This is a genomic window from Roseibium aestuarii (genome assembly GCF_008477545.1).
Lineage (GTDB): Bacteria > Pseudomonadota > Alphaproteobacteria > Rhizobiales > Stappiaceae > Roseibium > Roseibium aestuarii.
The window spans coordinates 1340560-1365955 of sequence record NZ_VORA01000001.1 but is presented as its reverse complement, the minus strand read 5'-3'; the positions used below and the strand labels follow the sequence as shown (position 1 = coordinate 1365955).

The 25396-nt window shown below is 64.5% G+C and carries 23 protein-coding genes; 16 read left to right on the top strand and 7 right to left on the bottom strand.

The window, feature by feature from the left end; genetic code table 11:
• Positions 1-73: 73 nt before the first annotated feature.
• The 6 genes from lptF to rsmA all read left to right on the top strand — a co-directional run bounded on the left by lptF (position 74) and on the right by rsmA (position 8029).
• Positions 74-1264, top strand: coding sequence for an LPS export ABC transporter permease LptF (gene lptF / locus FR728_RS05845; protein ID WP_149891655.1), 1191 nt, complete (start codon positions 74-76; stop codon positions 1262-1264).
• Positions 1265-1268: 4 nt separating this feature from the next.
• Entirely contained in the window at positions 1269-2363 is a 1095-nt protein-coding gene (lptG, locus tag FR728_RS05840) for an LPS export ABC transporter permease LptG (RefSeq protein ID WP_149891654.1), read from the top strand.
• A gap of 31 nt (positions 2364-2394) precedes the next feature.
• Positions 2395-4791, top strand: a complete 2397-nt coding sequence (locus tag FR728_RS05835) for an LPS-assembly protein LptD (RefSeq protein WP_208998668.1) — start codon at positions 2395-2397, stop codon at positions 4789-4791.
• Positions 4792-5039: 248 nt separating this feature from the next.
• Positions 5040-5975 (top strand): peptidylprolyl isomerase, encoded by a 936-nt coding sequence (locus tag FR728_RS05830; RefSeq protein WP_149891653.1) that lies wholly within the window; start codon positions 5040-5042, stop codon positions 5973-5975.
• Positions 5976-5989: 14 nt separating this feature from the next.
• Positions 5990-7012, top strand: a complete 1023-nt coding sequence (pdxA, locus tag FR728_RS05825) for a 4-hydroxythreonine-4-phosphate dehydrogenase PdxA (RefSeq protein ID WP_149891652.1) — start codon at positions 5990-5992, stop codon at positions 7010-7012.
• Positions 7013-7180: 168 nt separating this feature from the next.
• A complete protein-coding gene (gene rsmA / locus FR728_RS05820; RefSeq protein WP_149891651.1) occupies positions 7181-8029 on the top strand; it encodes a 16S rRNA (adenine(1518)-N(6)/adenine(1519)-N(6))-dimethyltransferase RsmA in 849 nt (282 codons plus the stop codon).
• 140 nt (positions 8030-8169) lie between these two features.
• Here the strand turns inward: rsmA and gmk are convergent, their stop codons facing one another.
• From gmk to fabD, 7 genes are all read right to left on the bottom strand, one after another.
• Positions 8170-8868, bottom strand: coding sequence for a guanylate kinase (gmk, locus tag FR728_RS05815; protein ID WP_244304388.1), 699 nt, complete (start codon positions 8866-8868; stop codon positions 8170-8172).
• A gap of 5 nt (positions 8869-8873) precedes the next feature.
• Complete coding sequence (locus FR728_RS05810; RefSeq protein ID WP_149891650.1) at positions 8874-9767, bottom strand: YicC/YloC family endoribonuclease; 894 nt, start codon at positions 9765-9767, stop codon at positions 8874-8876.
• Between the two features lie 41 nt (positions 9768-9808).
• Positions 9809-10933 carry an endolytic transglycosylase MltG gene (mltG, locus tag FR728_RS05805; protein WP_149891649.1) on the bottom strand — a complete coding sequence of 375 codons (1125 nt, stop codon included), beginning with the start codon at positions 10931-10933 and terminating at the stop codon, positions 9809-9811.
• Positions 10934-11145: 212 nt separating this feature from the next.
• Positions 11146-12411 carry a beta-ketoacyl-ACP synthase II gene (gene fabF / locus FR728_RS05800; protein ID WP_149891648.1) on the bottom strand — a complete coding sequence of 422 codons (1266 nt, stop codon included), beginning with the start codon at positions 12409-12411 and terminating at the stop codon, positions 11146-11148.
• A gap of 91 nt (positions 12412-12502) precedes the next feature.
• The gene (locus FR728_RS05795; RefSeq protein WP_149891647.1) at positions 12503-12739 is read right to left on the bottom strand and encodes an acyl carrier protein; all 237 of its coding nucleotides are present in this window, start codon (positions 12737-12739) and stop codon (positions 12503-12505) included.
• Positions 12740-13030: 291 nt separating this feature from the next.
• On the bottom strand, positions 13031-13768 hold the full coding sequence (fabG, locus tag FR728_RS05790) for a 3-oxoacyl-[acyl-carrier-protein] reductase (RefSeq protein ID WP_149891646.1): 738 nt from the start codon (positions 13766-13768) through the stop codon (positions 13031-13033).
• A 39-nt stretch (positions 13769-13807) separates the two neighbouring features.
• Positions 13808-14752 carry an ACP S-malonyltransferase gene (fabD, locus tag FR728_RS05785; protein ID WP_149891645.1) on the bottom strand — a complete coding sequence of 315 codons (945 nt, stop codon included), beginning with the start codon at positions 14750-14752 and terminating at the stop codon, positions 13808-13810.
• Between the two features lie 360 nt (positions 14753-15112).
• Here fabD and FR728_RS05780 point away from each other — a divergent pair, with 360 nt between their 5' ends.
• The 10 genes from FR728_RS05780 (at position 15113) to FR728_RS05735 (ending at position 25209) form a co-directional block, all read left to right on the top strand.
• The gene (locus tag FR728_RS05780; protein WP_149891644.1) at positions 15113-15631 is read left to right on the top strand and encodes a hypothetical protein; all 519 of its coding nucleotides are present in this window, start codon (positions 15113-15115) and stop codon (positions 15629-15631) included.
• 464 nt (positions 15632-16095) lie between these two features.
• The gene (gene rpsF / locus FR728_RS05775; protein ID WP_149892231.1) at positions 16096-16524 is read left to right on the top strand and encodes a 30S ribosomal protein S6; all 429 of its coding nucleotides are present in this window, start codon (positions 16096-16098) and stop codon (positions 16522-16524) included.
• A 6-nt stretch (positions 16525-16530) separates the two neighbouring features.
• Positions 16531-16779, top strand: coding sequence for a 30S ribosomal protein S18 (rpsR, locus tag FR728_RS05770; RefSeq protein WP_149891643.1), 249 nt, complete (start codon positions 16531-16533; stop codon positions 16777-16779).
• 151 nt (positions 16780-16930) lie between these two features.
• Entirely contained in the window at positions 16931-17506 is a 576-nt protein-coding gene (gene rplI / locus FR728_RS05765; RefSeq protein ID WP_149891642.1) for a 50S ribosomal protein L9, read from the top strand.
• 375 nt (positions 17507-17881) lie between these two features.
• Entirely contained in the window at positions 17882-19366 is a 1485-nt protein-coding gene (locus FR728_RS05760; RefSeq protein WP_149891641.1) for a replicative DNA helicase, read from the top strand.
• A gap of 212 nt (positions 19367-19578) precedes the next feature.
• Positions 19579-20721 (top strand): alanine racemase, encoded by a 1143-nt coding sequence (gene alr, locus FR728_RS05755; protein WP_149891640.1) that lies wholly within the window; start codon positions 19579-19581, stop codon positions 20719-20721.
• Positions 20722-20744: 23 nt separating this feature from the next.
• On the top strand, positions 20745-22133 hold the full coding sequence (radA, locus tag FR728_RS05750) for a DNA repair protein RadA (protein WP_149891639.1): 1389 nt from the start codon (positions 20745-20747) through the stop codon (positions 22131-22133).
• A gap of 105 nt (positions 22134-22238) precedes the next feature.
• Positions 22239-22850: a CvpA family protein gene (locus tag FR728_RS05745; protein WP_149891638.1), complete on the top strand. Its 612-nt coding sequence runs from the start codon at positions 22239-22241 to the stop codon at positions 22848-22850.
• Between the two features lie 129 nt (positions 22851-22979).
• The gene (gene purF, locus FR728_RS05740) at positions 22980-24452 is read left to right on the top strand and encodes an amidophosphoribosyltransferase (RefSeq protein WP_149891637.1); all 1473 of its coding nucleotides are present in this window, start codon (positions 22980-22982) and stop codon (positions 24450-24452) included.
• Between the two features lie 10 nt (positions 24453-24462).
• A complete protein-coding gene (locus tag FR728_RS05735; protein ID WP_149891636.1) occupies positions 24463-25209 on the top strand; it encodes an SDR family NAD(P)-dependent oxidoreductase in 747 nt (248 codons plus the stop codon).
• Positions 25210-25396: the final 187 nt, after the last annotated feature.

Sequence of the window (25396 nt, the reverse complement as noted above, 5' to 3'; positions counted from 1 at the left end):
TCACCAAGGGGCGTGCTATTGCTGATGGGAAGCGCTTCCCCTAGAAGAGGCAGCCTGGACCGGTTCGACGCACATGAAAATTCTGGAACGCTACATCATCCGTCGCACCGCCTTCGTGTTCATCATGACACTGGGCGCAATGACCGGTGTTGTCTGGGCGACCCAGGCCCTGCGTCAGCTCGATCTGGTGACCTCCAAGGGCCAGACCGTGGTGCAGTTCATCGGCATCACCCTGCTTGCCATGCCCTTCCTGCTGGTGATCGTCGCGCCCTTTGCGCTGATGATCGCGCTCATCCTCGTGCTCAATGCCCTGTCGGGGGACAGCGAGCTCATCGTCATCAACGCCACGGGCGGGTCTCGCTTTCTGGTGCTGAAGCCGGTGATGCTGTTTTCCGGCCTGGTGTTCCTGATGGCGGCCAGCATGTCGCTGCATCTCGCCCCGCTCGGGCTGGCGCAGCTGCGCGACGAGCTGACCCGGGTGCGCGCCGATCTGGTGGCCAATATCGTCAAGCCCGGCCGCTTCATCTCGGTCGAGGACGGGCTGACCTTCCACATCCGCAACCGCTCGGGCAACGGCACGCTCGAAGGCCTGCTGCTGCATGACACGCGCGACGAGGCGACCGCCTTCACCTATCAGGCCGAGAACGGCCAGATCATCGAGGCGGCCAACCGCACGCTTCTGGTCATGCAGAACGGCACCATCCAGCGCAAGCCGAAGTCGGAGGGAGACATCTCCATCGTCCGCTTCCAGTCCTATGCCTTCGACCTGTCGAGCCTGATCCCGGAAGCCGGCGAACCGGTCTACAAGGCCAGCGAGCGCTCGACCTTCGATCTGCTGGCACCCTCCGCAGACGACGCCTATGCGAACCAGCATCCGGACCGGCTGCGCACGGAACTGCACGAGCGCTTCAGCCAGCCGCTCTATTGCCTTTCCTTCGCGCTGGTCGTCTTCGCCTTCCTCGGCCGCGTGCGCACCACCCGCCAGAGCGCCGGTCTCATCACGCTGGGCGCCATCGCCTGCTGCATCGGCCTGCGCACCGCCGGTTTCGGGGCCAGCGCCATCGCCGGCACCAATCCGCTGCTGCTGAGCCTGCTCTATGTCATTCCGCTGGGGGGCGCTGCCCTGGCCCTCTGGTCCATCGTCCGGTCCCAGCGCCTGCACCTGCCGGGCGCCGTGGCGCGGCGCGCGGAGCGGCTGACCGAGGCCTTCGAACGGCTCTGGGCGCGGCTCACCCCGTCCGGCACCGGCCATGGAGCGTCCTGACCCCATGTTCCTTGGCCGCACGCTCTCCCTTTATTTCTCCTTCCGCTTCCTGCGCTCGATCCTCGGGCTGTTCCTGCTTGCGGCGGTGCTCATCTTCCTCTTCGACGTGCTGGAACTGGTACGCCGTGGCGCGGACCGGGAAGGCTTCTCGGTGCTGCGGGTCGCGGCGATCTCGCTGCTACGGGTTCCGCTCCTGCTCGAACAGGTCTTCCCCTTCGCGGTGCTCTTCGGCTCCATCGCGGCCTTCGTCTCGCTCAGCCGGGCGCTCGAATTGGTGGTGACGCGGGCAGCCGGCGTTTCGGTGTGGCAGTTCACCCTGCCCGCGCTTCTGGTCGGCCTGGTGCTCGGCACCTTCTCGGTGACGGTCTACAATCCGGGTGCGGTCTGGCTGCAGCAGAAATCCGAGGAAGTCTCGGCCGGGATCTTCGGCTCCGGCGACAGCATGCTGATGCAGACCACCGATGACATCTGGGTGCGTCAGGACGGGCTGGACGGGGAAAGCGTGCTCCTGGCCAAGAAGCTGCTCGACGGCGGCGCGACGCTCCTCGACGTGACGATCTTCGCCTTCGACAAGGCGGGCCTGTTCCAGGAACGGGTGGAGGCGCGCGAAGCCCGGCTCGGCAACCGGATCTGGTATCTGCAGGATGCCACGGTCTACACGACCGAGGCCGATCCGCAGCGCTACGAGAACTACGAGGTCAGCACCTTCCTGACGGCGACGGAAGTGCGCGAGAGCATCGGCTCGCCCGAATCAATCTCGTTCTGGAAGCTGCCGCGCTTCATCGAGCTGGCCCAGAATGCCGGATTACCGGCCTATCGCTATGCCCTTCAATATCAGACGCTTCTGGCCCGTCCCCTGCTTTTGGTGGCGATGATTTTGATTGCGGCCGCAGTTTCGCTCAAGGTGTCCCGGTTTGGCGGGCTCGGAAAGATGATTGTGGGTGGAATCCTCGCTGGCTTCGTGCTTTACGTTCTAACGGAGCTCGCGAAGGACTTTGGCGGAGCGGGGATTGTGCCGCCTGTAGTCGCCGCCTGGGCTCCGGGACTGTTTGGGGTGCTGATGGGTTTGACCATCCTGTTGCATCAGGAAGATGGGTAGGGAACGCGTGTCTTGTAACTCCCGATCTGACGTGGCGCTGACCGGCCGGCGGAGCGATGCTCCCGCGGGCGCAGGATCCTCGCGCCTGCGCGCGAGCCTGATGCTCGGCGCCAGCGGTCTGTGCCTTGCCGTGCTGCTGGCAGGCGGAACGCTCGATGCCGCGCGCGCCCAGTCCGGCCTGAACCCGAACCTTGTTCAGAACATCGCGGCCGAAGACGAGCAGCTGCTGCTCGAAGCCGCGCAGGTCACCTATGATTTCGACCGGGACGTGATCGTCGCCTCCGGCCGCGTGCAGGTTTATTACGCAGGCTACACGCTTGATGCGGACCAGCTGGTCTTCGACCGGGGCGTGGGCACGCTGACGGCACGCGGCAACGTGGTGATGGTGGAGCCGGGCGGCAACGTGGTGCAGAGCCGCGAGCTGACCCTGTCGGAAGACTTCGCCGAAGGCTTTGCCAACGCGCTGCAGATCGACACGCCCGAGCGCACCCGCTTCCTCGCCGAAAAGGCGACGCGGACACAGGGCAACACGACCACCATCGAGAACGGTCTCTACACGGTCTACACCCGCGAGACGCCGCATCCGGAAAAGCCGCCGCTCTGGCGCATTCGTGCCGCCAAGATCATCCATGACCAGCAGGAACAGATGATCTATTACGAGGATGCCTCGTTCGAGTTCTTCGGCCAGCCGATCGCCTACCTGCCCTATCTGTCGATGCCGGATCCGACCGTGAAGCGGAAGTCCGGGTTCCTGATCCCGTCGGGCGTCTTCAACGACAAGCTGGGATACGGCGTCACCCTGCCCTATTACTGGGCGCTCGATCCCCATTACGACCTGACCACCTCGCTGACCCCGCTGAGCAAGCAGGGCGTGCTGGGAAGCGCCCAGTTCCGCCACCGGCTCGCGAACGGCCAGTACACGTTCTCCGGTGCCGGCATCTTCCAGGGACGTCCGGGTGAATTCGTCGGCACCAGCGGTGACACGCGCTGGCGCGGCGCGATTAACACGACCGGCACGTTCAGCCTGTCGCCGAACTGGGAATACGGCTGGGATATCACCGTCAAGAGCGACCGTCGGGTCCTGAGCGACTACGACATGACCATGCTCGGCAACGACAACGAGACGTCCGAGATCTATCTGGAGGGCAGCACGGACCGCAACGGTCTGAGCGTGCGCGCCTATTCCTTCTCGCTCAGCCAGGAAGACTACGTCTCCACCGGAAACAACGCGACCCCGGCGCTGTTCTCGTCCGTCGGCTCCTCGCTCCAGGACAAGCAGCCCTTCGTCATGCCCGTGATCGACTATGATCACGTGTTCGAGGATCCGATCTTCGGCGGCGAGTTCTCGACCACCGCCAACTTCACCTCGCTGACCCGCGCCGAGACCGACGCCTTCCGCCCCACCGGCACGACCACCGACCGGTTCCGCGGCATCGACGGCACCTTCTCGCGCCTGTCCGGCGAAGCCAACTGGCGCCGCAGCTTCATCGACCCGCTGGGTCAGGTGTTCACGCCCTTTGCCTATGCCCGCGGCGACCTGTTCTTCATCGCGTCCGCCGACAATGACGTGGGCGCGCTCACCAGCGACAGCTTCGTCGGCCGCGCCATGCCGGCTGCCGGCCTCGAGTACCGCTATCCCTGGCTCGTCGGCTTCACCGGCGGCAACCAGATCATCGAACCCATCGCCCAGGTGATCGTGCGCCCAGACGAGGCGAGCATCGGCGAGCTGCCGAACGAGGATGCCCAGAGCATCGTCTTCGACAGCACCACCCTCTTTGACTGGGACAAGTTCTCCGGCTTTGACCGGGCGGAAGGCGGCAGCCGGGTCAACACCGGCCTGCGCTACAAGCTGCAGTTCGACAACGGCCAGTATCTGAGCGCCCTGATCGGCCGCTCCTATCACATTGCCGGCGAGAACTCCTATACCACAACCGACATCCTGGGTTCGACGCAGGATTCGGGTCTGGCGACCGGTCAGTCCGACTATGTGACCAGCATGTACATGGACACCCAGTACGGGGTCCGCTTCGGCGCCCAGGCCCGGCTCGACGACGAGGACTTCCGCGTCCGCCGCCTGCAGGCTCAGGCTGCGGCGACCTATGGGCCGGTTGTCTCATCGGTTGCCTATGCCTTCCTCGGCGCCCAGCCGAACCTTGGCATCAACGACCCGCGCGAGGAAATCGTCGGCTCCACCAGCCTGCGGCTGGAGGAAAACTGGCGCATCTTCGGTCACCTGCGCTATGATCTGGAGAACAAGGACATCGTGCAGAACGGCATCGGTCTGGGTTATGACGACGAGGGCTTCTCCATGTCCGTCTCCTATGGCGAAGACCGGAGCGACAGCAGCGAGCAGACCGACCGCACCATTTATCTGCGGCTTGGTCTGAGAACCATCGGCAACACCCAGTTCTCCTCCGGCACCAACTGAGCCGACGGCCGTCCGCATTGCGGCCGGAGCGGCCGCCGGCCATCGCCTTATTTGAGACATGGTGGAGAGGCAGGACTTGCAGGTCGGCGCTGCGAAGCGCCCCAGCCCGCCACCGGCCCCGCAGACCGGTCCGGGCGCAAGATTTGAAATGAGCTCGGGAACTGTGCAAGATCCCGAAACAGGATTTTCGAGACCACGGGGCCAGCGACATGCGCGCCGGCCCACGACAGGACAAGATCAGGGTTCCCATGACTTTCAAGCGGCCGGCACTCACTCCCCTCCTTCTGGCGATCAGCCTGCTGGGCGCGCCGATTGCCGCTGCTCCCGTGCTGGCCCAGACCTCCATCGCCGTGGTGGTCAATGATCAGGCGATCACCACCTATGACGTGAACCAGCGCGCCAAGCTGCTGCAGCTCACACAGCGCAAGCAGGGCGCTACCGCCAAGCGTCTGGCCGAGCAGGAGCTGATCGACGACACGATCAAGCTGGCCGAAGCCAGCCGTCTGGGCATTTCCGTCAGCCAGGCGGACGTGGACAACGCCTTCGGCTCTATCGCACGCAACGTGAAGCTGTCGCCGGCCCAGCTCGGTCAGGCCCTGCGTCAGGGCGGCGTCGACCCGCAGACCCTGAAGGACCGTCTGAAGGCGCAGATCGCCTGGTCGCAGGTTGTGCGCCGCCGGTTCTCCGCCAGCGTCGACATCAACGACAGCGACGTCATCGCGGCCCTGCGCAAGTCCGACATGAAGGACAAGCAGACCAGCGTCGAATATGACCTGAAGCGCGTGGTCGTCGTCGTGCCGAAGAATGCCGGAGGCGGCTTCAAGTCCCAGCGCAAGCGCGAGAGCGATGCGATCCGCGCGGCCTTCAACGGATGTGACGCGAGTGCCACGGTTCTCGGATCGTACAAGGAAGTGGTGGTGATGCCCATCGGCCGTCGCCTCGAGACCGAGATTCCGGAAGATCTGCGCGGCGCCATCGACAAGACCGAAGTCGGCCGTCTGACGGCCCCGGAAGCCTCGCCGCGCGGCTTCGAGATGATTGCGGTCTGCGAGAAGCGCGAGATCAAGTCCGATATCGCCGCCCGCACCGAGATGGAAAACCAGCTGCGCGAGCAGGAAGGCGAGAAGCTGGCCCGCCGCTACCTGATGGATCTGCGCCGCCGCGCCACCATCGTCGATCGCTGATCGGGATCCTTCCCATGTCCCAGCCGAAGATGCCCGTTGCCGTCACCATGGGAGAGCCCGCCGGCATCGGTCCCGATGTCGCGCTCATGGCCTGGGCTGCCCGCAAGGACCAGTCCCTGCCGCCCTTCTATCTGCGCGCGGATCCGGGGCTGCTGGCCCACCGGGCCCAGCGGCTGGGCCTGAGCGTTCCGATCCAGATGGTGGAACCCGAGGACGCTGTTGCGACCTTCGGCCGTGCCCTTCCCGTTGTCACGGGCACCCATGCGATCGAGGACCGGCCGGGCGAGGAGACCTCCGCCACGGCGCAGGACGTGATCCGCTCCATCGAGGCCTGCGTGACCGATGTGCGCGACGGGCGGGCCATCGCCATCCTGACCAATCCGATCAACAAGGCCAATCTCTACAGCGCCGGCTTCGATCACCCGGGCCACACGGAATTCCTCGGCGCCCTGGCCGAGCGCTACTGGCAGCCGGACAGGCCCGTAAAGCCGGTGATGATGATCGCCGGACCGGACCTGATGGTCGTGCCGGTAACGATCCACATCGCGCTCAAGGACGTGCCCTCTGCCCTGACCGAAGAGCTGATCGTGGAGACCGTGCGGATCGTCGCCGGTGACCTGCGCCAGCGGTTCGGTCTTCCCGCCCCGCGCCTTGCGCTCTGCGGCCTGAACCCGCATGCGGGCGAGAATGGCACCATGGGCACGGAAGACCGGGACGTGATCGCCCCGGCCGTCGCCCGGCTTCAGGCGGAGGGGATCGACGCCTTCGGCCCCCTGCCCGCCGACACCATGTTCCATGCCCGGGCGCGGGAGACCTATGACTGCGCCATCGGCATGTATCACGATCAGGTGCTGGTGCCCGCGAAGACGCTCGGCTTCGATGACGCGGTGAACGTGACGCTGGGCCTGCCCTTCGTGCGCACGTCGCCCGATCACGGCACGGCCTATGGCATTGCGGGCACGGGCAAGGCCAAGCCGGACAGCTTCATCGCCGCGCTGCGCATGGCGGCCATTCTGGGCAACCCGGACGCATTGTGACCCGCCATTCCGGAGCGCCCCGCAGCCCCTTGCACCCGAGCCCTCTGGCGCCATCGCTCTTGACCTGACGCTGCCGAGGGTCTAGGCCCGCGACGTGCCTGCAGGCCTCGGTTCCAGACTGGGGTTTCAGGCTCCGCCCTTTGGACTTGTTTTCAGGATCTGCCCTTCATGGCTCAAATCGACGATCTGCCCCCCTTGCGGGAGGTCATCGCCACCTACGGACTGGATGCCCGCAAGTCTCTGGGGCAGAACTTCCTGCTGGACCTGAACCTCACCTCGCGCATCGCCCGCTCCGCCGGCGACCTGACCAATTGCACCGTCATCGAGGTGGGACCAGGGCCGGGCGGCCTGACCCGCGGCCTGCTGGCCGCCGGCGCGAAGCGGGTCATTGCCATCGAGAAGGACCGCCGCTGCCTGCCCGCCCTTGCCGAAGTCTCCGCCCATTATGACGGGCGGCTGGAGGTGATCGAGGGGGATGCCCTGGAGATCGACCCGCAGGCACTGGCGCCCGGCGAGGAGATCAAGATCGTCGCCAACCTGCCCTATAACGTGGGCACCCAGCTGCTCATCAACTGGATCACCACGCCGGAATGGCCGCCCTTCTGGTCGTCCCTGACGCTGATGTTCCAGAAGGAAGTGGGCGAGCGGATCACTGCTGCTCCGGGCACGGACCACTATGGCCGGCTGGGTGTGCTGGCCGGCTGGCGCACCCATGCGGGACAGCTCTTCGACCTGAACCCCAAGGCCTTCACCCCGCCGCCGAAAGTGACCTCCACGGTGGTGCATCTGACGCCGCGGGCCGAGCCCCTGCCCTGCGAGCTGAAGCAGCTCGCCAAGGTGACGGCCGCCGCCTTCGGCCAGCGCCGCAAGATGCTGCGCGCAAGCCTGAAGATGCTGGCCAAGCCGGCGGAGCCCTATATCGAGGCTGCAGGCCTCGATCCGACGTCCCGGGCCGAGGAAGTGGATGTGGCCGGCTTTGTCCGCCTCGCCAACGCCTTCGCCGCCGACGGCCTGTAAGCCACCGCCACGCGTGAGGGGGCGGCGTGGCGCGCCATCCCCTCCCCGCAGAGGCCCGGTTTTCCCGCAAACCTCACCGCGTTCGTCATCCTCGGCCCAGTGCCGAGGATCCAGACCTCACCCGCAGACGCTCGGGCTGATTATCCCTTCAGGGCGTCCTGGAGGTCTTCGACCATGCCGTCGATGAAGGGGCCGATGGCGGCGGAGCGGGCCTGCTTGTGGCGTTCGGCGCGCAGGATGGCGCGCACGGCCTCATAGGCCCGGTCGAGCACCTCGTTCACCACCACGTAGTCGTAGTTGACCCAGTGGCGCATTTCGCCGACGGCGGTTTCCATCCGGCGCAGGATCACGTCATCCGCATCCTCGCCGCGCCCACGCAGACGCTTCTTCATGTCCTCGATGGAGGGCGGCAGGACGAAGATCGAGACCACGTCCGGACGCATCTTCTCATAGAGCTGGAACGTGCCCTTGATGTCGATGTCGAAGAGGATGTCGCGGCCGCTCTGGATCGCGGCCTCCACGGGGGCGCGCGGCGTCGCATAGTAGTTGCCGTGCACTTCCGCCCATTCCAGCAGTTCGCCCGCTTCGCGCATCTCGAAGAAGCGCTCCTGGCTGACGAAGTGGTAGTGGACGCCATCCTCCTCGTAGGAGCGGCGCGGACGGGTGGTGACGGAGATGGAGAGTTCCAGCCCCTTCTCGCGCTCGAGCAGCATGCGGGCGATGGTCGACTTGCCCGCGCCCGAGGGCGAGGACAGGACCAGCATCAGGCCGCGGCGCTGTGCTTCCGCCTGATCGGCGGTGACAAGCGTACCCTTCGGCATGGGGGGAACGTCGGACATTGGTGTTACTCCAGATTCTGGATCTGCTCGCGCATCTGGTCGATCACCGCCTTCAGCTCCAGGCCGATGGCGGTCAGGTCGACGTCATTCGACTTCGAGCACAGGGTATTGGCTTCCCGGTTGAATTCCTGGGCGAGGAAATCGAGGCGGCGGCCGATGGCCCCGCCCGAGCGCATGAGATCGCGCACGGCCGCCACATGGGCGGTCAGCCGGTCGAGTTCCTCGCGGATGTCGGCCTTGGTGGCCAGCAGGACCGCTTCCTGATGCAGGCGCTGGGGATCGAGCGCCCCGGCCCCGGCATCAAGCAGTTCGGCCACCTGCGCGGCCAGACGGGCCCGGATGGCCTCGGGCTGACGGGCCGGAAGGGTTTCGGCGGCCGCGGTGAGTTCGGCGATCCGGTCGATCTGACCGGTGATCAGCGCGCCGACGGCCGTGCCTTCGGTGGCGCGCATGGCGGAGAGCTCGGCCAGAGCCTGATCGAGGGTCGCCGTCAGCTCCGCCATCATCGCCGCCCGGGTTTCCTCGTCATCCTCTGCGTCATTGACGGTCAGGATGCCGCTCTGGCCAAGGATGCCGTCCATGGTGGCAGGGGCCAGATCGGGGGCGCGCTCGCGCAGCAGGGCAACGGCCTTCAGAACGGCCTCGAGAGCGGTCTCGTTGACGGTGAAGCTGGTGGCCGACTGGTCGCGCTGCATGGACAGGCCGACGGAGACATTGCCCCGCTTGAGCACGGCGGCACAGCGCTCGCGGATCTTCTGTTCCAGCGTGTCGAGACCGTTGGGGATGCGGATGCGCAGGTCCAGGTTCTTGCCGTTGACGGAACGCAGTTCCCATGTCCAGCGGACCACGCCGCTTGCGCCCTGAACCCGGGCAAAGCCCGTCATGCTGGCCACTGTCATGTCTTCCCGTTCCTTCCCTCACAAGAGCCGACGGACCCCCGTCAGTTGGACGGCGCCGGCGTGGCCGCCTTTTCCTTCTCGCGCTGTTCCTTCTCGAGCTTGCGCCACTTGGCGACATTCGCCTGATGCTGCTCGTAGGTTTCCGCGAAGATGTGACCGCCGGTGCCATCGGCCACGAAGTAGAGATCCTTCGTGCGCGAGGGGTTGGCGACGGCCTCCAGAGAGGCCCGGCCCGGGTTGCCGATCGGCCCCGGCGGCAGAGCATCGATCTGATAGGTGTTGTAGGCGTTTTCCTTCTTCAGCTCCGACTGCTTGATCGCGGACCGGTCCTGCAGCCAGGCTTCACCGCCATAAAGGCCATAGAGGATGGTCGGGTCGGACTGAAGGCGCATGCCCTTCTCCAGCCGGTTGACGAAGACACCGGCAATGCGCGGGCGCTCGTCGGCCTTGGCGGTTTCTTTCTCCACGATGGAGGCGAGGATCACCAGGTCTTCCGGGGTTTCCACTGGCAGGTTCGGCGCGCGGCGTTCCCAGGCGGCGGCCAGAACCTTGGCCTGGGCGGCCTTCATCTGGTCGATGATGTTCTGGCGGGTGGTGCCACGCGTGAAGGCATAGGTTTCCGGCAGAAGGTCGCCTTCCTTGGGCAGCTCGGTGATCTCGCCGACCAGCACCGGATGGGAGCGCACGCGCTGCAGGATCTGCGCGGTGGTCCAGCCTTCGGGAATGGTGACCTGATGGACGACGGCCTTGCCAGAGACGAGGGCCTCCATGACGTCCTTCATGCTGACGCCGGCCTCGAAGGCATATTCACCGGCCTGCAGACGGGTCGCATTCTTGTAGAAGCGCACACCGAGATTGAAGAGCAATTCGTCGACGATGCCGTCCTCGATCACGTTCTGCGCCTGAAGGCGCTCGGTGATGCCGGAGAGACCGGCGCCGGAGGAAATCAGGACCGTGGAATCGGAGCCCAGCGGTCCCGGCTCCTCGAAGGCCTGCTTGCCGAAATAGAGCGCGGCCCCGCCCCCCAGAAGGGTGAGCACGGCAACGGTGATGACCAGATTGATCAAGATGACGATCGGATTGCGCACATGCCGCGACCGCGCAGGGGGCGCCGGGGCCACTTCCGGCTGGATCGCCTCTCGCGGACTCTTCGGCTTGATACGCATGAAAACGCTCCTTCGCTGATCGTCGCGGGCGTCTGCCCGTTGGGCCCGGGGCCTGCCTGCCATCTGAACCATCCGGGGAAGGATCCGTTCCCGGGAGGCGTGGCGCGCATGTTCCGTTTGGGCTCAGACTTTATAAAGGCATCCGAAAAAAAGATCGCCGCCGAATCCCGGATCCGGCGGCGTTTTCCTGAATTTCCGTCAGGCGCGAGCGATCACCCGGCAACCTTGCGGAAGACCAGCGACGCGTTGGTGCCACCAAACCCGAAGGAGTTGGAGAGTGCCACGTCGATGTTCATGGACTTGGCCTTGTGGGGCACCAGATCGATGGCGGTGTCCACGGAAGGATTGTCCAAGTTGATGGTCGGCGGGGCGACGCTGTCTCGAATCGCCAGAACCGAGAAGATGGCCTCGATGGCCCCGGCGGCCCCCAGCAGGTGACCGGTGGAGGACTTGGTCGAGGACATGGTCAGCTTCGAGGCTGCATCGCCCGCCAGACGGGTGATGGCTCCAAGCTCGATCTCGTCGCCGAGCGGCGTGGAGGTGCCATGGGCGTTGACGTAGTCCACATCGGCGGCCGTGATGCCGGCGCGCTTGAGCGCGGCGTCCATGCAGCGATAGGCCCCGTCGCCATCAGAAGACGGCGCGGTGATGTGATAGGCGTCGCCCGACAGGCCGTAGCCCACCACTTCGGCGTAGATCTTGGCGCCGCGGGCCTTGGCATGCTCGTATTCCTCGAGCACGACAACGCCGGCACCTTCGCCCATGACGAAACCGTCGCGGTCCTTGTCATAGGGACGCGAGGCGCGCTCAGGCTGATCGTTGAAGCCGGTGGACAGAGCCCGGCAGGCGGCAAAGCCCGCCAGCGACAGACGGCAGATCGGCGATTCCGTACCGCCGGCCACCATCACGTCCGCATCGCCGAAAGCGATCAGACGGGAGGCATCGCCAATGGCGTGCGCCCCGGTGGAGCAGGCGGTGACGACCGCGTGGTTCGGGCCCTTGAGACCGTGGCGGATGGACACGTAGCCACCGGCCAGGTTGATCAGACGCCCGGGAATGAAGAAGGGAGAAATGCGCCGCGGACCCTTTTCGGCCAGCACGTGCGCAGCGGTTTCAATGCCCTGGAGACCACCAATGCCGGACCCGATCAGAACGCCGGAGCGGATCTGGTCTTCATAGGCAGTCGGCTTCCAGCCGCTGTCCGCGATGGCCTGATCAGCCGCCGCGATGGCATAGACGATGAAGTCATCGACCTTGCGCTGCTCCTTGGCGTCGAGCCAGTCGTCGGGATTGTACCCGCCGTCCTCGGCTGCTCCGCGCGGGATCTGCGCTGCGATCTGACAGGCCAGATCAGAGGTTTCGAAGGTCTCGACCCGCGAGGCTCCGCTCTTGCCATCGAGAATGTTTTTCCAAGTGGTATCGACGTTTCCGCCAAGCGGAGACACCATACCCAAACCGGTAACGACTACTCGCCTCATCGACCTGCATCTTCTGGGGACGGCGGCGCCAGGACCCCGATTGATCGAGGTTCCGCGCCGCCCGTCCGTTCAGTCATTCAACCGGCTGAAATCAGCCAGCGTTCTTTTCCAGGAAGGAAACGGCATCGCCAACGGTCAGGATGGTTTCTGCAGCATCGTCCGGGATTTCCACGCCGAATTCTTCTTCGAAGGCCATGACCAGCTCGACGGTGTCGAGGCTGTCTGCGCCCAGGTCATCGATGAAGGAGGCGTTGTCGGTGACCTTCTCGGCGTCGACGCCGAGGTGTTCGATCACGATCTTCTTCACGCGGTCCGCGATGTCGCTCATTTTATACTTCCTTGAGTTTTCACGTTTTTCCGGAGCACATCCTATCGACCTTGCAGTCGGATAGAAAGGCCCATGTTTGCTACGCCGCGGTGCCGTCCGGCCGGGTTCGACCCGCCGGGGCACACACGATGTTCGAACTGGTCCAGAGGAGATCCGGGCCGCCACGGCGACCCATTCCCTTCCCCATCCTTAATCGGCGGCTAGGTATCACACTTTAGCCCCCTTGGCCAGCCGCTCCGGACGCGCGGACGCGGCCGGTATCCCTGCTCTTGTCTGACGGGAAAATCCCAATCAGATCATGGCCATGCCACCATTCACATGGAGGGTCTGGCCGGTGACGTAGGCCGCTTCGTCGCTGGCCAGATAGGTGCAGGCGGCAGCGATCTCGTTCGCGGTGCCCAGACGGCCCGCGGGAACGCTCGTCAGAATCGCTTCCTTCTGCTTCTCGTTCAGGGCGTCGGTCATTGCGGTCTCGATGAAGCCGGGCGCCACGGTGTTCACGGTAATGTTCCGGCTCGCGACTTCACGTGCGAGGGACTTGTACATGCCAATCATGCCGGCCTTGGCCGCGGCATAGTTGACCTGGCCCGGGTTGCCGGTGACGCCGACGACCGAGGTGATGCCGATGATGCGGCCGGTGCGGCGCTTCATCATGCCCTTGATCGCGGCACGGCACAGGTGGAAGCCGGAGGTCAGGTTGACTTCCAGCACCTGGTCCCACTCGTCGTCCTTCATGCGCATGAAGATGTTGTCGCGGGTGATGCCGGCGTTGTTGACCAGAATGTCCACCTTGCCCATCAGTTCCTCGGCCTTCGGCAGAAGGGCTGCGACTGCGGCGCGGTCGGACAGGTTGGCGGTGGCCACGAAGGCCCGCTCGCCCAGATCGGCGGCCAGGGCTTCCAGCTTTTCGGCGCGGGTGCCGGAGAGCACCACGGTCGCGCCCTGGGCGTGGAGGGCACGGGCGATGGATTCACCGATGCCACCGGTCGCACCGGTCACAAGGGCGGATTTCCCCTCAAGGCTGAACATGTCGAGTTTCCTTCCTCGGATCTGGGTTGGGCTGACGGTTCAGCCGTTGAATGCGGCGATGAGCGCGTCGATGTCATCGGCGGTGTTGACGGCAACACCCTTGGCATCGGGGGCGATGCGCTTGACCATGCCGGTCAGCACCTTGCCGGCGCCCACTTCATAGAGCGTGTCGACGCCGGCTGCCGCCAGCCAGGTGATGCTTTCGCGCCAGCGCACGGTGCCGGTGACCTGTTCGATCAGGCGCTGACGGACTTCCGCCGCATCGGTGATCGGACGGGCCAGCACATTGGCGACCAGCGGTACGATCGGGTCCTTGATGGCGGCTTCGGCGAGAGCCGCGGCCATGGCTTCGGCGGCAGGCGCCATGAGAGAGCAATGGAACGGTGCGGACACCGGCAGCTTCAGGGCGCGGCGGGCGCCCTTTTCCTTGGCCAGCTCGATGGCGCGCTCGACGGCTGCCACATGGCCGGAGACGACCACCTGACCCGGAGCGTTGTCGTTGGCGGCCTGGCAAACTTCATCCCCGGCAGCAGCCCTGGCGATCTCGTCGGCGGCGTCGAAGTCCAGACCCAGAAGGGCCGCCATGGCGCCCTGCCCGACCGGCACGGCGGTCTGCATGGCCTCGCCACGGATGCGCAACAGGCGGGCGGCGGTGGCCACGTCGAAGCTGCCGGCAGCGGCAAGGGCGGAATATTCGCCCAGCGAATGGCCGGCCACATAGGCGACAGAGGCCTTGAGGTCGAAGCCGCGGGCTTCCAGCACGCGCATGGTGGCCAGGCTGACCGCCATGAGGGCCGGCTGGGCATTGGCGGTGAGGGTCAGCTTGTCCTCGGGGCCGCTCCACATGATATCGGAGAGCTTTTCACCGAGCGCATCATCCACTTCTTCAAAGACGGCGCGCGCTTCGGAAAACTGGTCGGCGAGCGCCTTGCCCATGCCGACAGCCTGGCTGCCCTGTCCGGGGAACGTGAATGCAATGCTCATGTGGCGCGGCCTTCCTTGGGGTTCTCTCACGGCGGACCAGATGGCCCGGACCGGGAATTTGCGGCAGGCTCCTGCGCCTTGCAACAGCACGGACACCACCTCTTTGGCGCGAGGCTATGGGGTCAACAGCAAGGCCCTGTCAAGACCTGCAGCCCCTTCCGACCTGCTCCACTGTGGGAAAAAGCGAGAATTTCCCTAGGGAAGGTCGGCGAAGTAGGCGAAGCCTCCACGTTCAACTGGAAAGAGTGTATTTTTACGGCAACCTCCAAACCGGACTTTTAAGTAGTAGGAGCTAGACAGCGCTGCGCTTGACGGCCTTTGCGGTGCGTGCAATTTATTCACACAACATCCGAGGGTGGTATGATGGAATTTGTGAAATTAGGCAGCACCGGTCACACATGGACCGATTTTGCGTCGAATTGGCGTGCAATCTGTGAAGAATACGATGATGATTTTGACGATTACGCATGGGGTATCATTTCTGTTTTAAAGCCCTTGTGCGAAAAACCTGAACGGCAGGCAGCTGCGTTCGCAGTCTTTGACGGCTCAGAATATCACAGCATTTGCCAGCTAAACTGCAAGCCGATCAAGGGCCACAATGGCCCGGTGTTAAGAATGCGTCACTTGACGATTAACCCACACTATGATTTGGGCTGTCGCGAAGTCGCGGATTATGCCAAGCTCATGATCAAGACGGTCATCGGAATATGGCGCCTCTCCGAGGCAGAGAGTTCTGACTTCTTTGCAGACACGATTAAGTTTCACATGAAGAGCCCGGCGGACCGTGTGCTATTTCATGCAATGGGTGAAATGCTGGGTGGTGTGCGCAAGATCAAAACCACCACGCATGGCGGGTGGCTAGAACTAACGAAGACGTAACACTCAGGTAGTAAGTTCACTGAGAAGGGAGAAGCCAATGCTTCAAAGCTCCATAGAGGTCGAGATAGCGCAAGCTATCGAAGCTGCCATTAGGAAAGTCGGAATTGAAAAAATTAAGCAGAGCTCGCTCTGCTTATCCAATAGTCGACAGCCGCTTAAGCAGGCCGCCTAAAAAATAAAAAAAAACCGCCGATTTAGGCGGTTTTTTTTATTAACACCATTACGATTGGCTTCTTAACAGCCAAGGCTTGCAATTCCGGCTCACTCGTGTAGAAAGCGGCCGTCCGGGATCTTGGCCGAAGGCTGAACGGAAGAACCTGCCTGAGCAATCAGGCTTGTTAGGGTGGTCCAACAAACCCGTCTTCCCGTGTCTCCGCTCTCGTTAGAATTCTCGTCACCTTTCCACGGGTCGCGAGGAGGCTTTGCGCCAGATCCTGTCTGAAACCCTAGGAAAGGCTTTTCTCATGCCTCTTTACGAGCACGTGTTCCTGGCTCGCCAGGACGTTTCGGCCCAGCAGGTCGAAGCCCTCGTCGAACAGTACAAGGCCGTCATCGAAAACGGCGGTGGCACTGTTGGCAAGGTGGAAAATTGGGGTCTGCGCGCTCTCGCGTACCGCATCCAGAAGAACCGCAAGGCTCACTACACCCTGATGAACATCAACGCTCCCCATGCAGCTGTTGCTGAAATGGAACGCCAGATGGGCCTCAGCGAAGACGTTCTGCGCTTCATGACCTTCAAGGTCGAAGAGCACGACGAAGAGCAGTCTGCCATGATGCAGAAGCGTGACCGTGATGACCGTCGTGGCGGTGGCCGCGGCGAGCGTTTCGGTGACAAGGGCGGCCGCGGTGAACGCGGTGGCGATCGCGGCCCGCGCCGCGCAGAAGCGGAGTAAGATACAATGGTTGATGTTGCACAGCTTCCGAGCCGCCGTCCGTTCTTCCGTCGTCGGAAGACCTGCCCGTTCTCCGGCGCAAACGCACCGAAGATCGACTACAAGGACCTCCGCCTCCTGCAGCGCTACATTTCCGAGCGCGGCAAGATCGTTCCGAGCCGCATCACCGCGGTTTCCGCGAAGAAGCAGCGTGAACTGGCCCGCGCCATCAAGCGCGCCCGCCTGCTCGGCCTGCTGCCCTTCGTGATCAGCTAAGCCCTTTCGGGACAGCACGATCCACACTCTTTTCGCGGCCCGGGGCACTCCTCCGGGCCTCTTTTCAGGACTGGGGTCGGCCGGCGAGACCGGCAGCGACCTCTAACCGCGATCCCTGACCGGATCCGCGGGACAGACCAGGAGAAATCCCATGGAAGTCATCCTTCTCGAGCGCGTTGCCAAGCTCGGCCAGATGGGCGAAACCGTCCGCGTCCGTGACGGCTATGCCCGTAACTTCCTGCTGCCGCAGGGCAAGGCTCTTCGCGCCAACAAGGCGAACCTCGCCAAGTTCGAAGCCGAACGCGCCCAGCTCGAAGCACGCAACCTGGAACGCAAGACCGAAGCCGAAGGCGTGGGCGCAAAGCTCGACGGCCAGAGCCTCATCGTCGTCCGTTCCGCTGGCGAAACCGGCCAGCTCTACGGTTCCGTTTCCAAGCGCGACATCGCTGACGGCCTGACCGCTGCCGGCTTCACCGTTGGCCGCAGCCAGGTGGAACTGAACACGCCGATCAAGACCATCGGCCTGCACAGCGTTGCCATCGCCCTGCACCCGGAAGTCGAAGTCACCGTCACCGTGAACGTTGCACGTTCCGAAGACGAAGCCGTGCGCCAGGCCGCCGGTGAAGACCTCTCCACGCCGGACCAGGACGTCTTCGAATTCGAAGAAGAAGAAACTGAAGGCGAAGAAGGCGACGACGGCGAAGAAGAAGCCGCCGACGAAGAATAAGCCTCTCAGAACCTACGCAGTTCTACGAAGCTACACAGGAAACGGCGCCCGTATGGGCGCCGTTTTCGCATGTCCGGGTCCTTGCAAGATTTCTGTGCAGATCGCACTCTGCTAAAAATCACCCTTGTCAGAATTACTGCTGTTTTTTCAGTCAGGCTTGGCAATTCCTGAGACGCCTCCGGAAATTCATTAAGAAATTCAGACCCTCGCCTCATAAATCCGTGAGATCGTCACATTTTCCACCGTCAAGCCGTCCTGATGATTATCCCCGCTGATTTCGAGCGCCCGACCTGAATCGGAGTCAAGGTTTTTGATTCCTTGATAGCGCTTCGGAGTTACGGTTAGACGGATGGACCAGGGTCATCGGGGGACGTCATGAAGGGCAAGCTACAGTCGGTCGAAGCGGAGGACATCTCCCAGCGCATCGCTCCGCACAATGCGGAGGCGGAACGCCAGCTTCTCGGCGCGATCCTCGTGAACAACGAGACCTTCTACCGGGTCTCCGACTTCCTCGAGCCCTTCCATTTCTTCGTGCCCCAGCATCAGGAAATCTACGAGAAGGTCGGTCAGCTCATCCGGGCCGGCAAGACTGCCTCGCCGATCACCCTGAAAACCTTCTATCCGGCCGATGCGAAGATCGCCGACCTAAGCGCCACCCAGTTCCTGCTGCGGCTGGCCGCCGATGCGGCCTCCATCATCAATGCGGAAGACTATGGCCGCACGATCTATGATCTGGCGATGCGCCGGAACCTGATCCGCATCGGCGAGGACATGGTCAACATCGCCTATGATGCGCCGATCGACGTGCCGCCGGCCCAGCAGATCGACGATGCCGAGCGCCGCCTCTTCGAACTGGCCGAAACCGGCCGCTCCGAAGGCGGGTTCATCGCCTTTGGCGAGGCCCTGACCGAAACCATCGAGATGGCTCAGGCCGCCTATCACCGCGAAGGCGCACTGTCGGGCATTTCCACCGGCCTCATGGCGCTCGACAAGCTCATGGGTGGCCTGCAGCATTCGGATCTGATCGTGCTTGCCGGTCGTCCCGCCATGGGCAAGACCTCGCTGGTGACCAACATCGCCTATAACGTGGCGCAAGCCTATCAGGCCGAGGAACAGCAGGACGGAACGATCAAGACCGTCAACGGCGGCGTGGTCGGTTTCTTCTCTCTGGAAATGTCCGCTGAACAGCTAGCCACCCGTATCATTTCCGAGCAGGCCGAAATCTCCTCCTCGAAGATCCGCCGCGGCGAAATCTCGGAAGCCGAGTTCGAGAAGCTCGCCGCGTGCGCCCAGATCATGCAGACCGTGCCGCTGCACGTGGACCAGACCGGTGGCATTTCCATTGCCTCGCTGGTGGCGCGCGCGCGCCGTCTGAAGCGCCAGCGCGGCCTCGACCTGATCATCGTCGACTATATCCAGCTGCTCTCCGGCACCTCCAAGACCGCCGGCAACCGCGTGCAGGAAATCACCGAAATCACCACGGGCCTGAAGGCGCTGGCGAAGGAACTGAACGTTCCGATCATCGCGCTGTCCCAGCTCTCCCGTCAGGTGGAAAACCGCGACGACAAGCGCCCCCAGCTCTCCGACCTTCGCGAATCGGGGTCGATCGAGCAGGACGCCGACGTGGTCATGTTCGTGTACCGCGAGGAATACTACCTGTCGAAGACCGAGCCGGAGGAAGGCACGCCGGAATATGAAGTCTGGCGCGACAAGGTGGAACGGGTGAAGGGCAAGGCGGAAGTGATCGTCGCCAAGCAGCGTCACGGCCCCACCGGCACGGCGGCCCTGCACTTCGAAGGCCAGTACACCCGCTTCTCGGATCTGGCGGAAGACGACTACCTGCCCGAGCGGATGGAATAGGGATCCCCGGATCCCCTCGGCCGGTCTCCCGGTCCAAGAAAAAAGCGGCGGACCCTGGCCCCAGCAATTTCGGTTGCTTGGGGCCAGTTTTGTTTTGGGGCACACTGGCCATACGGGTCCCGTCTGGCCTAGATTCGTGATCACAAGCGGCGGCGCCCTTTGGCGCGCGCCCCAGCTCCCACGGTTGGCCCCGAGCCGCACAGAGTTCCAAGATGTCCCTTCCCCTTCCCGCCGCCGGCGGCGTTCTGACCATCGACACCGATGCCATTGCCGCCAACTGGCTCCAGCTCAAGTCCCTGCTCGCCTCTGGCACGTCCTGTGCCGCCACCATCAAGGCCGATGCCTATGGCACGGGCGCGGCGCGCACGGCCCGCCGTCTGGCCGAGGCGGGCTGCGAGACCTTCTGCGTGGCGCTTCCCGCCGAAGGGATCGAGGTGCGCAACGCGGTGCCAACGGCGCGCATCTTCATCCTCAACGGTCTGTTCCCGGGCACTGCGGAGCTGCTGAGTGCCAACCGGCTGATTCCCGTGCTGGGATCCATGGAGGAGATCGCGGACTGGGCCGCCCACTGCCGGGCGGCCGCCACGCGCCATCCGGCAGCCATTCACGTGGACACGGGCATGAACCGGCTGGGTCTGCGCCCGGATGCCTTTGCCGCGGTGATGAGCGATGCGGCGGCGACCCGCGACTTCGAGATCGTGCTGCTGATGACCCATCTGGCCTGCGGCTCCGAGCCCGAACACCCGATGAATGCCCATCAGCTGGCCCGTTTCCGCGAGGCAACCGCCCCTTACGCCCATATCCCGCGCTCCATGGCCAATTCAGCTGGGGTGCTGATGGGCCGCGACTTCCATTTCGACATGGCACGGCCGGGCATCTCGCTCTACGGCGGCAAGGCGCTGGACACGGTGGCCAACACCATGCAGCCGGTGGTGAAGATCGAGGGCCGGGTCATGACCCTGCGCGACGTGCCCGCCGGCGAGACGGTGGGCTATGCGGCAGCGCGGACCACCACCCGCCCGACCCGTATCGCCATGGTGTCGGCCGGCTATGCGGACGGCATGCACCGGCGCGCCGGCTCTACGGATGCGGAACCCGGCGGATATGGCTTTGCTGCCGGGCAGCGGGTTCCCCTCTTCGGCCGCATCTCGATGGACATGATGGCCTTTGACGTGACGGACCTGCCCGAGGGCACCCTGGACCGCGGCTCGCTTGTGGAAATTCTCGGCCCCAACGTTGCGGCCAGCGATCTGGCTTCCTATGCCCAAACCATCGACTATGAATATCTGACCGGGCTCGGCAAGCGCTATGCCCGTCACTATGGCGCCCTGACGGCCACCGGCACGACCGGCTGAGCCCCTCGCGCAACGGAGACCCGATGGCCAAGCGTTCCACCAGTTTCGTCTGCCAGTCCTGCGGCGCGGTGAGTTCCCGCTGGGCGGGGCGCTGCGACAGTTGCGGCGAGTGGAACACCATCGTGGAGGAACAGACCGGCGGCGGGGTCGGCGGCGGCCCGGCCCGGGGCAAGCCCACCAAGGGCCGGATCGTCGAACTGGTCGGCCTGGAGGGCGATGCCAAGGAACCCTTGCGCATCCAGTCCCGGGTTGCCGAACTCGACCGGGTCACCGGGGGCGGGTTCGTGCGCGGCTCGGCCCTGCTGGTGGGCGGGGATCCGGGCATCGGCAAGTCGACCCTGCTGATCCAGGCGGCGGCCGCCCTCGCCAGCCTCGGCCACAAGACGATCTACATCTCCGGTGAAGAGGCCATCGGCCAGGTGCGCCTGCGCGCCGAACGGCTGGGTCTGGCCAAGGCGCCGGTGGCGCTGGCGGCGGAAACCAGCGTGGAAGACATTCTCGCCACGCTTCAGGCCGACACGCCGCCTGCCCTTCTCATCCTCGATTCCATCCAGACGCTGTGGACCGATCAGGTCGACAGCCCTCCGGGCACGGTGACCCAGGTGCGGGCCTCCGCCCAGGCGATGGTGCGCTATGCCAAGAAGAACGGCACGACGCTGGTGCTCGTCGGTCACGTGACCAAGGACGGCCAGATCGCCGGCCCGCGCGTGGTGGAGCACATGGTCGATGCCGTGCTCTATTTCGAAGGGGACGGGGCGCATCAGTACCGCATCCTGCGGTCGGTGAAGAACCGCTTCGGCGCGACGGACGAGATCGGCGTCTTCGAGATGACCGGCGCGGGCTTGCGCGAAGTGGCCAACCCGTCCGCGCTGTTCCTGGGCGAGCGCAACGGCAATGCACCGGGCGCTGCGGTCTTCGCAGGTCTGGAGGGCTCCCGCCCGCTCCTCATCGAGATCCAGGCGCTCGTCGCCCCCTCGCCGCTCGGCACCCCGCGCCGGGCAGTGATCGGCTGGGATTCGGCACGCCTTTCCATGATCCTCGCCGTGCTGGAAGCCCGTTGCGGCGTGCGCTTCTCCCAGCATGACGTCTATCTGAATGTGGCCGGCGGCCTGCGCATCAACGAGCCGGGCGCCGACCTTGCGGTCGCGGCAGCCCTCGTCTCCTCCCTCAGCGGGCTTGCCCTTCCGGCCAATTGCGTCTATTTCGGCGAGGTCAGCCTGTCAGGGGCCATCCGGCCTGTCGCCCAGGCGCAGTCCCGCCTCAAGGAGGCGGAAAAACTGGGCTTCGACAAGGCCTATTGCCCGCAAGGCAACCTGAAGGACAAGGCTCCCACCGGCATGACCGCGCAGGGCCTTGAGGAACTTGGGGATTTCATCGCCAAAATTTCGGCGCACGGCGGCCGTAAGGGGTGAAATACCGCATAAGGGTTGCTGACGCGACAGACTGACCAGGCACCTGCCGTGGAGCAGCCCCCGAGGGCGCCCTGCGGCATCGAGGACAAGGGACCGGGAAGACACATGCCGATTACGCTGCTCGACGGAATTCTCATCGTCATCATGCTGGTTTCGGCCGTTCTGGCGATGATCCGCGGTTTCGTTCGGGAAGTCCTCTCCATTGCCTCGTGGATCGCGGCGGCAGCCGCCGCCTTCTTCCTCTATGGCGACGTTCTGCCCTATGCGCAGCAATATATCGCCAATGCCCATGTGGCGCTTGGCGTCTCGGTGGCCGGGGTCTTCATCCTGACCCTGCTGATCGTCAGCTACATCACCATGCGCATCTCCGACTTCGTCCTCGACAGCCGCATCGGCGCGCTGGACCGCACCCTGGGCTTCGTGTTCGGGGCCGGTCGCGGGTTGCTGCTCGTCGTGGTGGCGATGATGTTCTTCAACTGGTTCGTTCATCCGGACCAGCAGCCGGGCTGGGTGTTGCAGGCCAAGTCCCGTCCGGTTCTGCTCTCGGTGGGCGAGCGGCTCATCGCCTTCCTGCCCGAGGATCCCGAGCAGGCCATTCTCGACAGGCTGAAGGCCGAAAACAGCCAGACCACCGGCTCCGTTCCGGGCACTGCCGACACGGGCTACAGCGCGTCCCAGCGCCAGGGCCTGAACCAGCTGACCGGCAACAACAACTGAGAGATCTGGCCGGCCCTTGCCGGCCTTTTTCGCGTGTGCGCCCCCCAGGCGTTGCCTGGCGGCCCGACGCGACACCAGACCCTGAAGACCTGCCGCACTCCCCGGCGGCGCATATGAAGGAGCTTCGCCATGCGCGGCGAGACCATTCTTGACGATCCGTTCGACATCCACGGCGACACGCTGCGCGAGGAATGCGGCGTCTTCGGCATTCTGGGCCACGAGGATGCCAGCGCCCTGACGGCGCTCGGCCTCCACGCCCTACAGCATCGCGGTCAGGAAGCGGCCGGCATCGTCACCCTCGACGGCGACCAGTTCCGCTCCGAGCGCCACCTGGGTCTGGTGGGTGACCATTTCTCCGACGCCTCGACCATGGCGCGCCTGACCGGCAACTCCGCCATCGGCCACGTGCGCTACTCCACCACCGGCGAACCGGCCTTGCGCAACGTGCAGCCGCTGTTTGCCGAGCTGGAAGGCGGCGGCATCGCCATCTGCCATAACGGCAACTTCACCAATGGCCTGACCCTGCGCCAGCAGCTGATCCGCGACGGCGCGATCTGTCAGTCCACCTCGGATTCGGAAGTCGTTCTTCAGCTCATCGCCCGCTCGCGCGAAAAGAAGATCGTCAATCGCTTCATGGAAGCCATCCAGCAGATGGAAGGCGCCTATGCGCTCGTCGCCCTGACGCCGAAGAAGCTGATCGGCGCGCGCGACCCGCTCGGCATCCGGCCGCTGGTCCTCGGCGACCTGAACGGCGCCCCGATCCTGGCATCTGAAACCTGTGCCCTCGACATCATCGGCGCCACCTTCATCCGTGAAGTGGAGAACGGCGAGGTGATCGTCTGCACGCCGACCGGCATCGAGAGTTACTTCCCCTTCGGGAAGCGCCCGGCCCGGCCCTGCATCTTCGAATATATCTACTTCTCCCGCCCCGACAGCATCGTCGGCGGCCGCTCCGTCTATGACGTGCGCCGCGAGATGGGCCGTCAGCTGGCGCGCGAATCCAGCGTCGAGGCGGACGTGATCGTGCCCGTGCCCGACAGTGGCGTTCCGGCGGCCATCGGCTATTCCCAGGAAAGCGGCATCCCCTTCGAACTCGGCATCATCCGCAACCACTATGTGGGCCGGACCTTCATCGAACCGACGCAGCAGATCCGCAACCAGGGCGTCAAGATGAAGCATTCCGCCAACAAGCCCATCATCCAGGGCAAGCGCGTTATCCTTATCGATGACAGCCTGGTGCGCGGCACCACCTCGGTGAAGATCGTCCAGATGATCCGCGAGGCCGGCGCAGCGGAAGTGCACTTCCGCCTCGCCTCTCCGCCGATCCGCTATTCCGACTATTACGGCATCGACACGCCCGTGCGCGAGAAGCTGCTCGCCGCCAAGTACAATCTCAAGGAGATGTGCAACTACATCGGCGCCGACAGCCTCGCCTTCCTCTCCGTGGACGGGATCTACAAGTCCATGGGCTATGAGGGCCGGGACAACGAGAACCCGCAGTTCACCGACCATTGCTTCACCGGCGACTATCCGACCCCGCTGACCGACCTGCACGGGGACAAGGATCTGGTGAAGGCACCGCGTCTGGTGGAAGCGAGCTGACGGGACACCCATGAGCGAGACGGCAAATCTCTCCGGTGACTTCACCGGCAAAGTGGCGGTGGTGACGGGAGCCTCCCGGGGCATCGGCTATCAGGTGGCCAAGGCGCTCGGCGCCCGCGGGGCCCATGTCTTCGCCCTGGCCAAGACCGTCGGCGGCCTGGAGGATCTCGACGACGAGATCCGCGCCGCCGGAGGCAGTGCCACCCTGGTTCCGGTGGACATCACCGACTATGACGCGCTCGACCGGCTGGGCGCGGCGATCTACGAGCGGTTCGGCAAGCTGGACATGCTGGTGGGCAATGCGGGCATTCTCGGCACCCTGTCGCCCATCGGGCACATCAAGCCGAAGGACTTCGAGAAGGTGCTGGCCACCAACGTGACCGCCAACTACCGGCTGATCCGCTCGCTGGACCCGCTGCTGCGCCAGTCGGAGGCCGGACGCGCCGTCTTCATGACCTCGTCCCAGGCGAGCGACCGGGTGCCCTTCTGGGGCCTTCAGGCGACCTCCAAGGCCGCGCTGAACGCGCTTGTCGTCACCTATGCGCACGAGCTGGACAAGGCCGCGCTCAGGGTCAATCTCTATGATCCGGGCCCGGTGCACACGGGCCTGCGCGCCAAGGCCATGCCGGGCGAAAAGGGCCAGGGCATCACCCAGCCCCATGAAGTGGTCGACGACGTGCTGCGGCTTCTCGGCCCGGGTCTGAGCGAGACGGGCCTGTGCTACCGCCGTGAAAGCGGCCGCTTCGAGACCGTCTGACGCAGCCGGGACATACCAAAAGAGAACGCGGCCAGTGTGCGGCGTTTTTTGTGTCCAAGCAGCACTTCCGCTGCCCCACGCCTTCGTCCTGCCCGGGCCTGTCCCGAGCATCCAGTCTTCCTGCACAAGGGCTGGATCCTCGGCACAAAGCCGAGGATGACGGTGGAGGTTCAGAGACGGAGGCCGT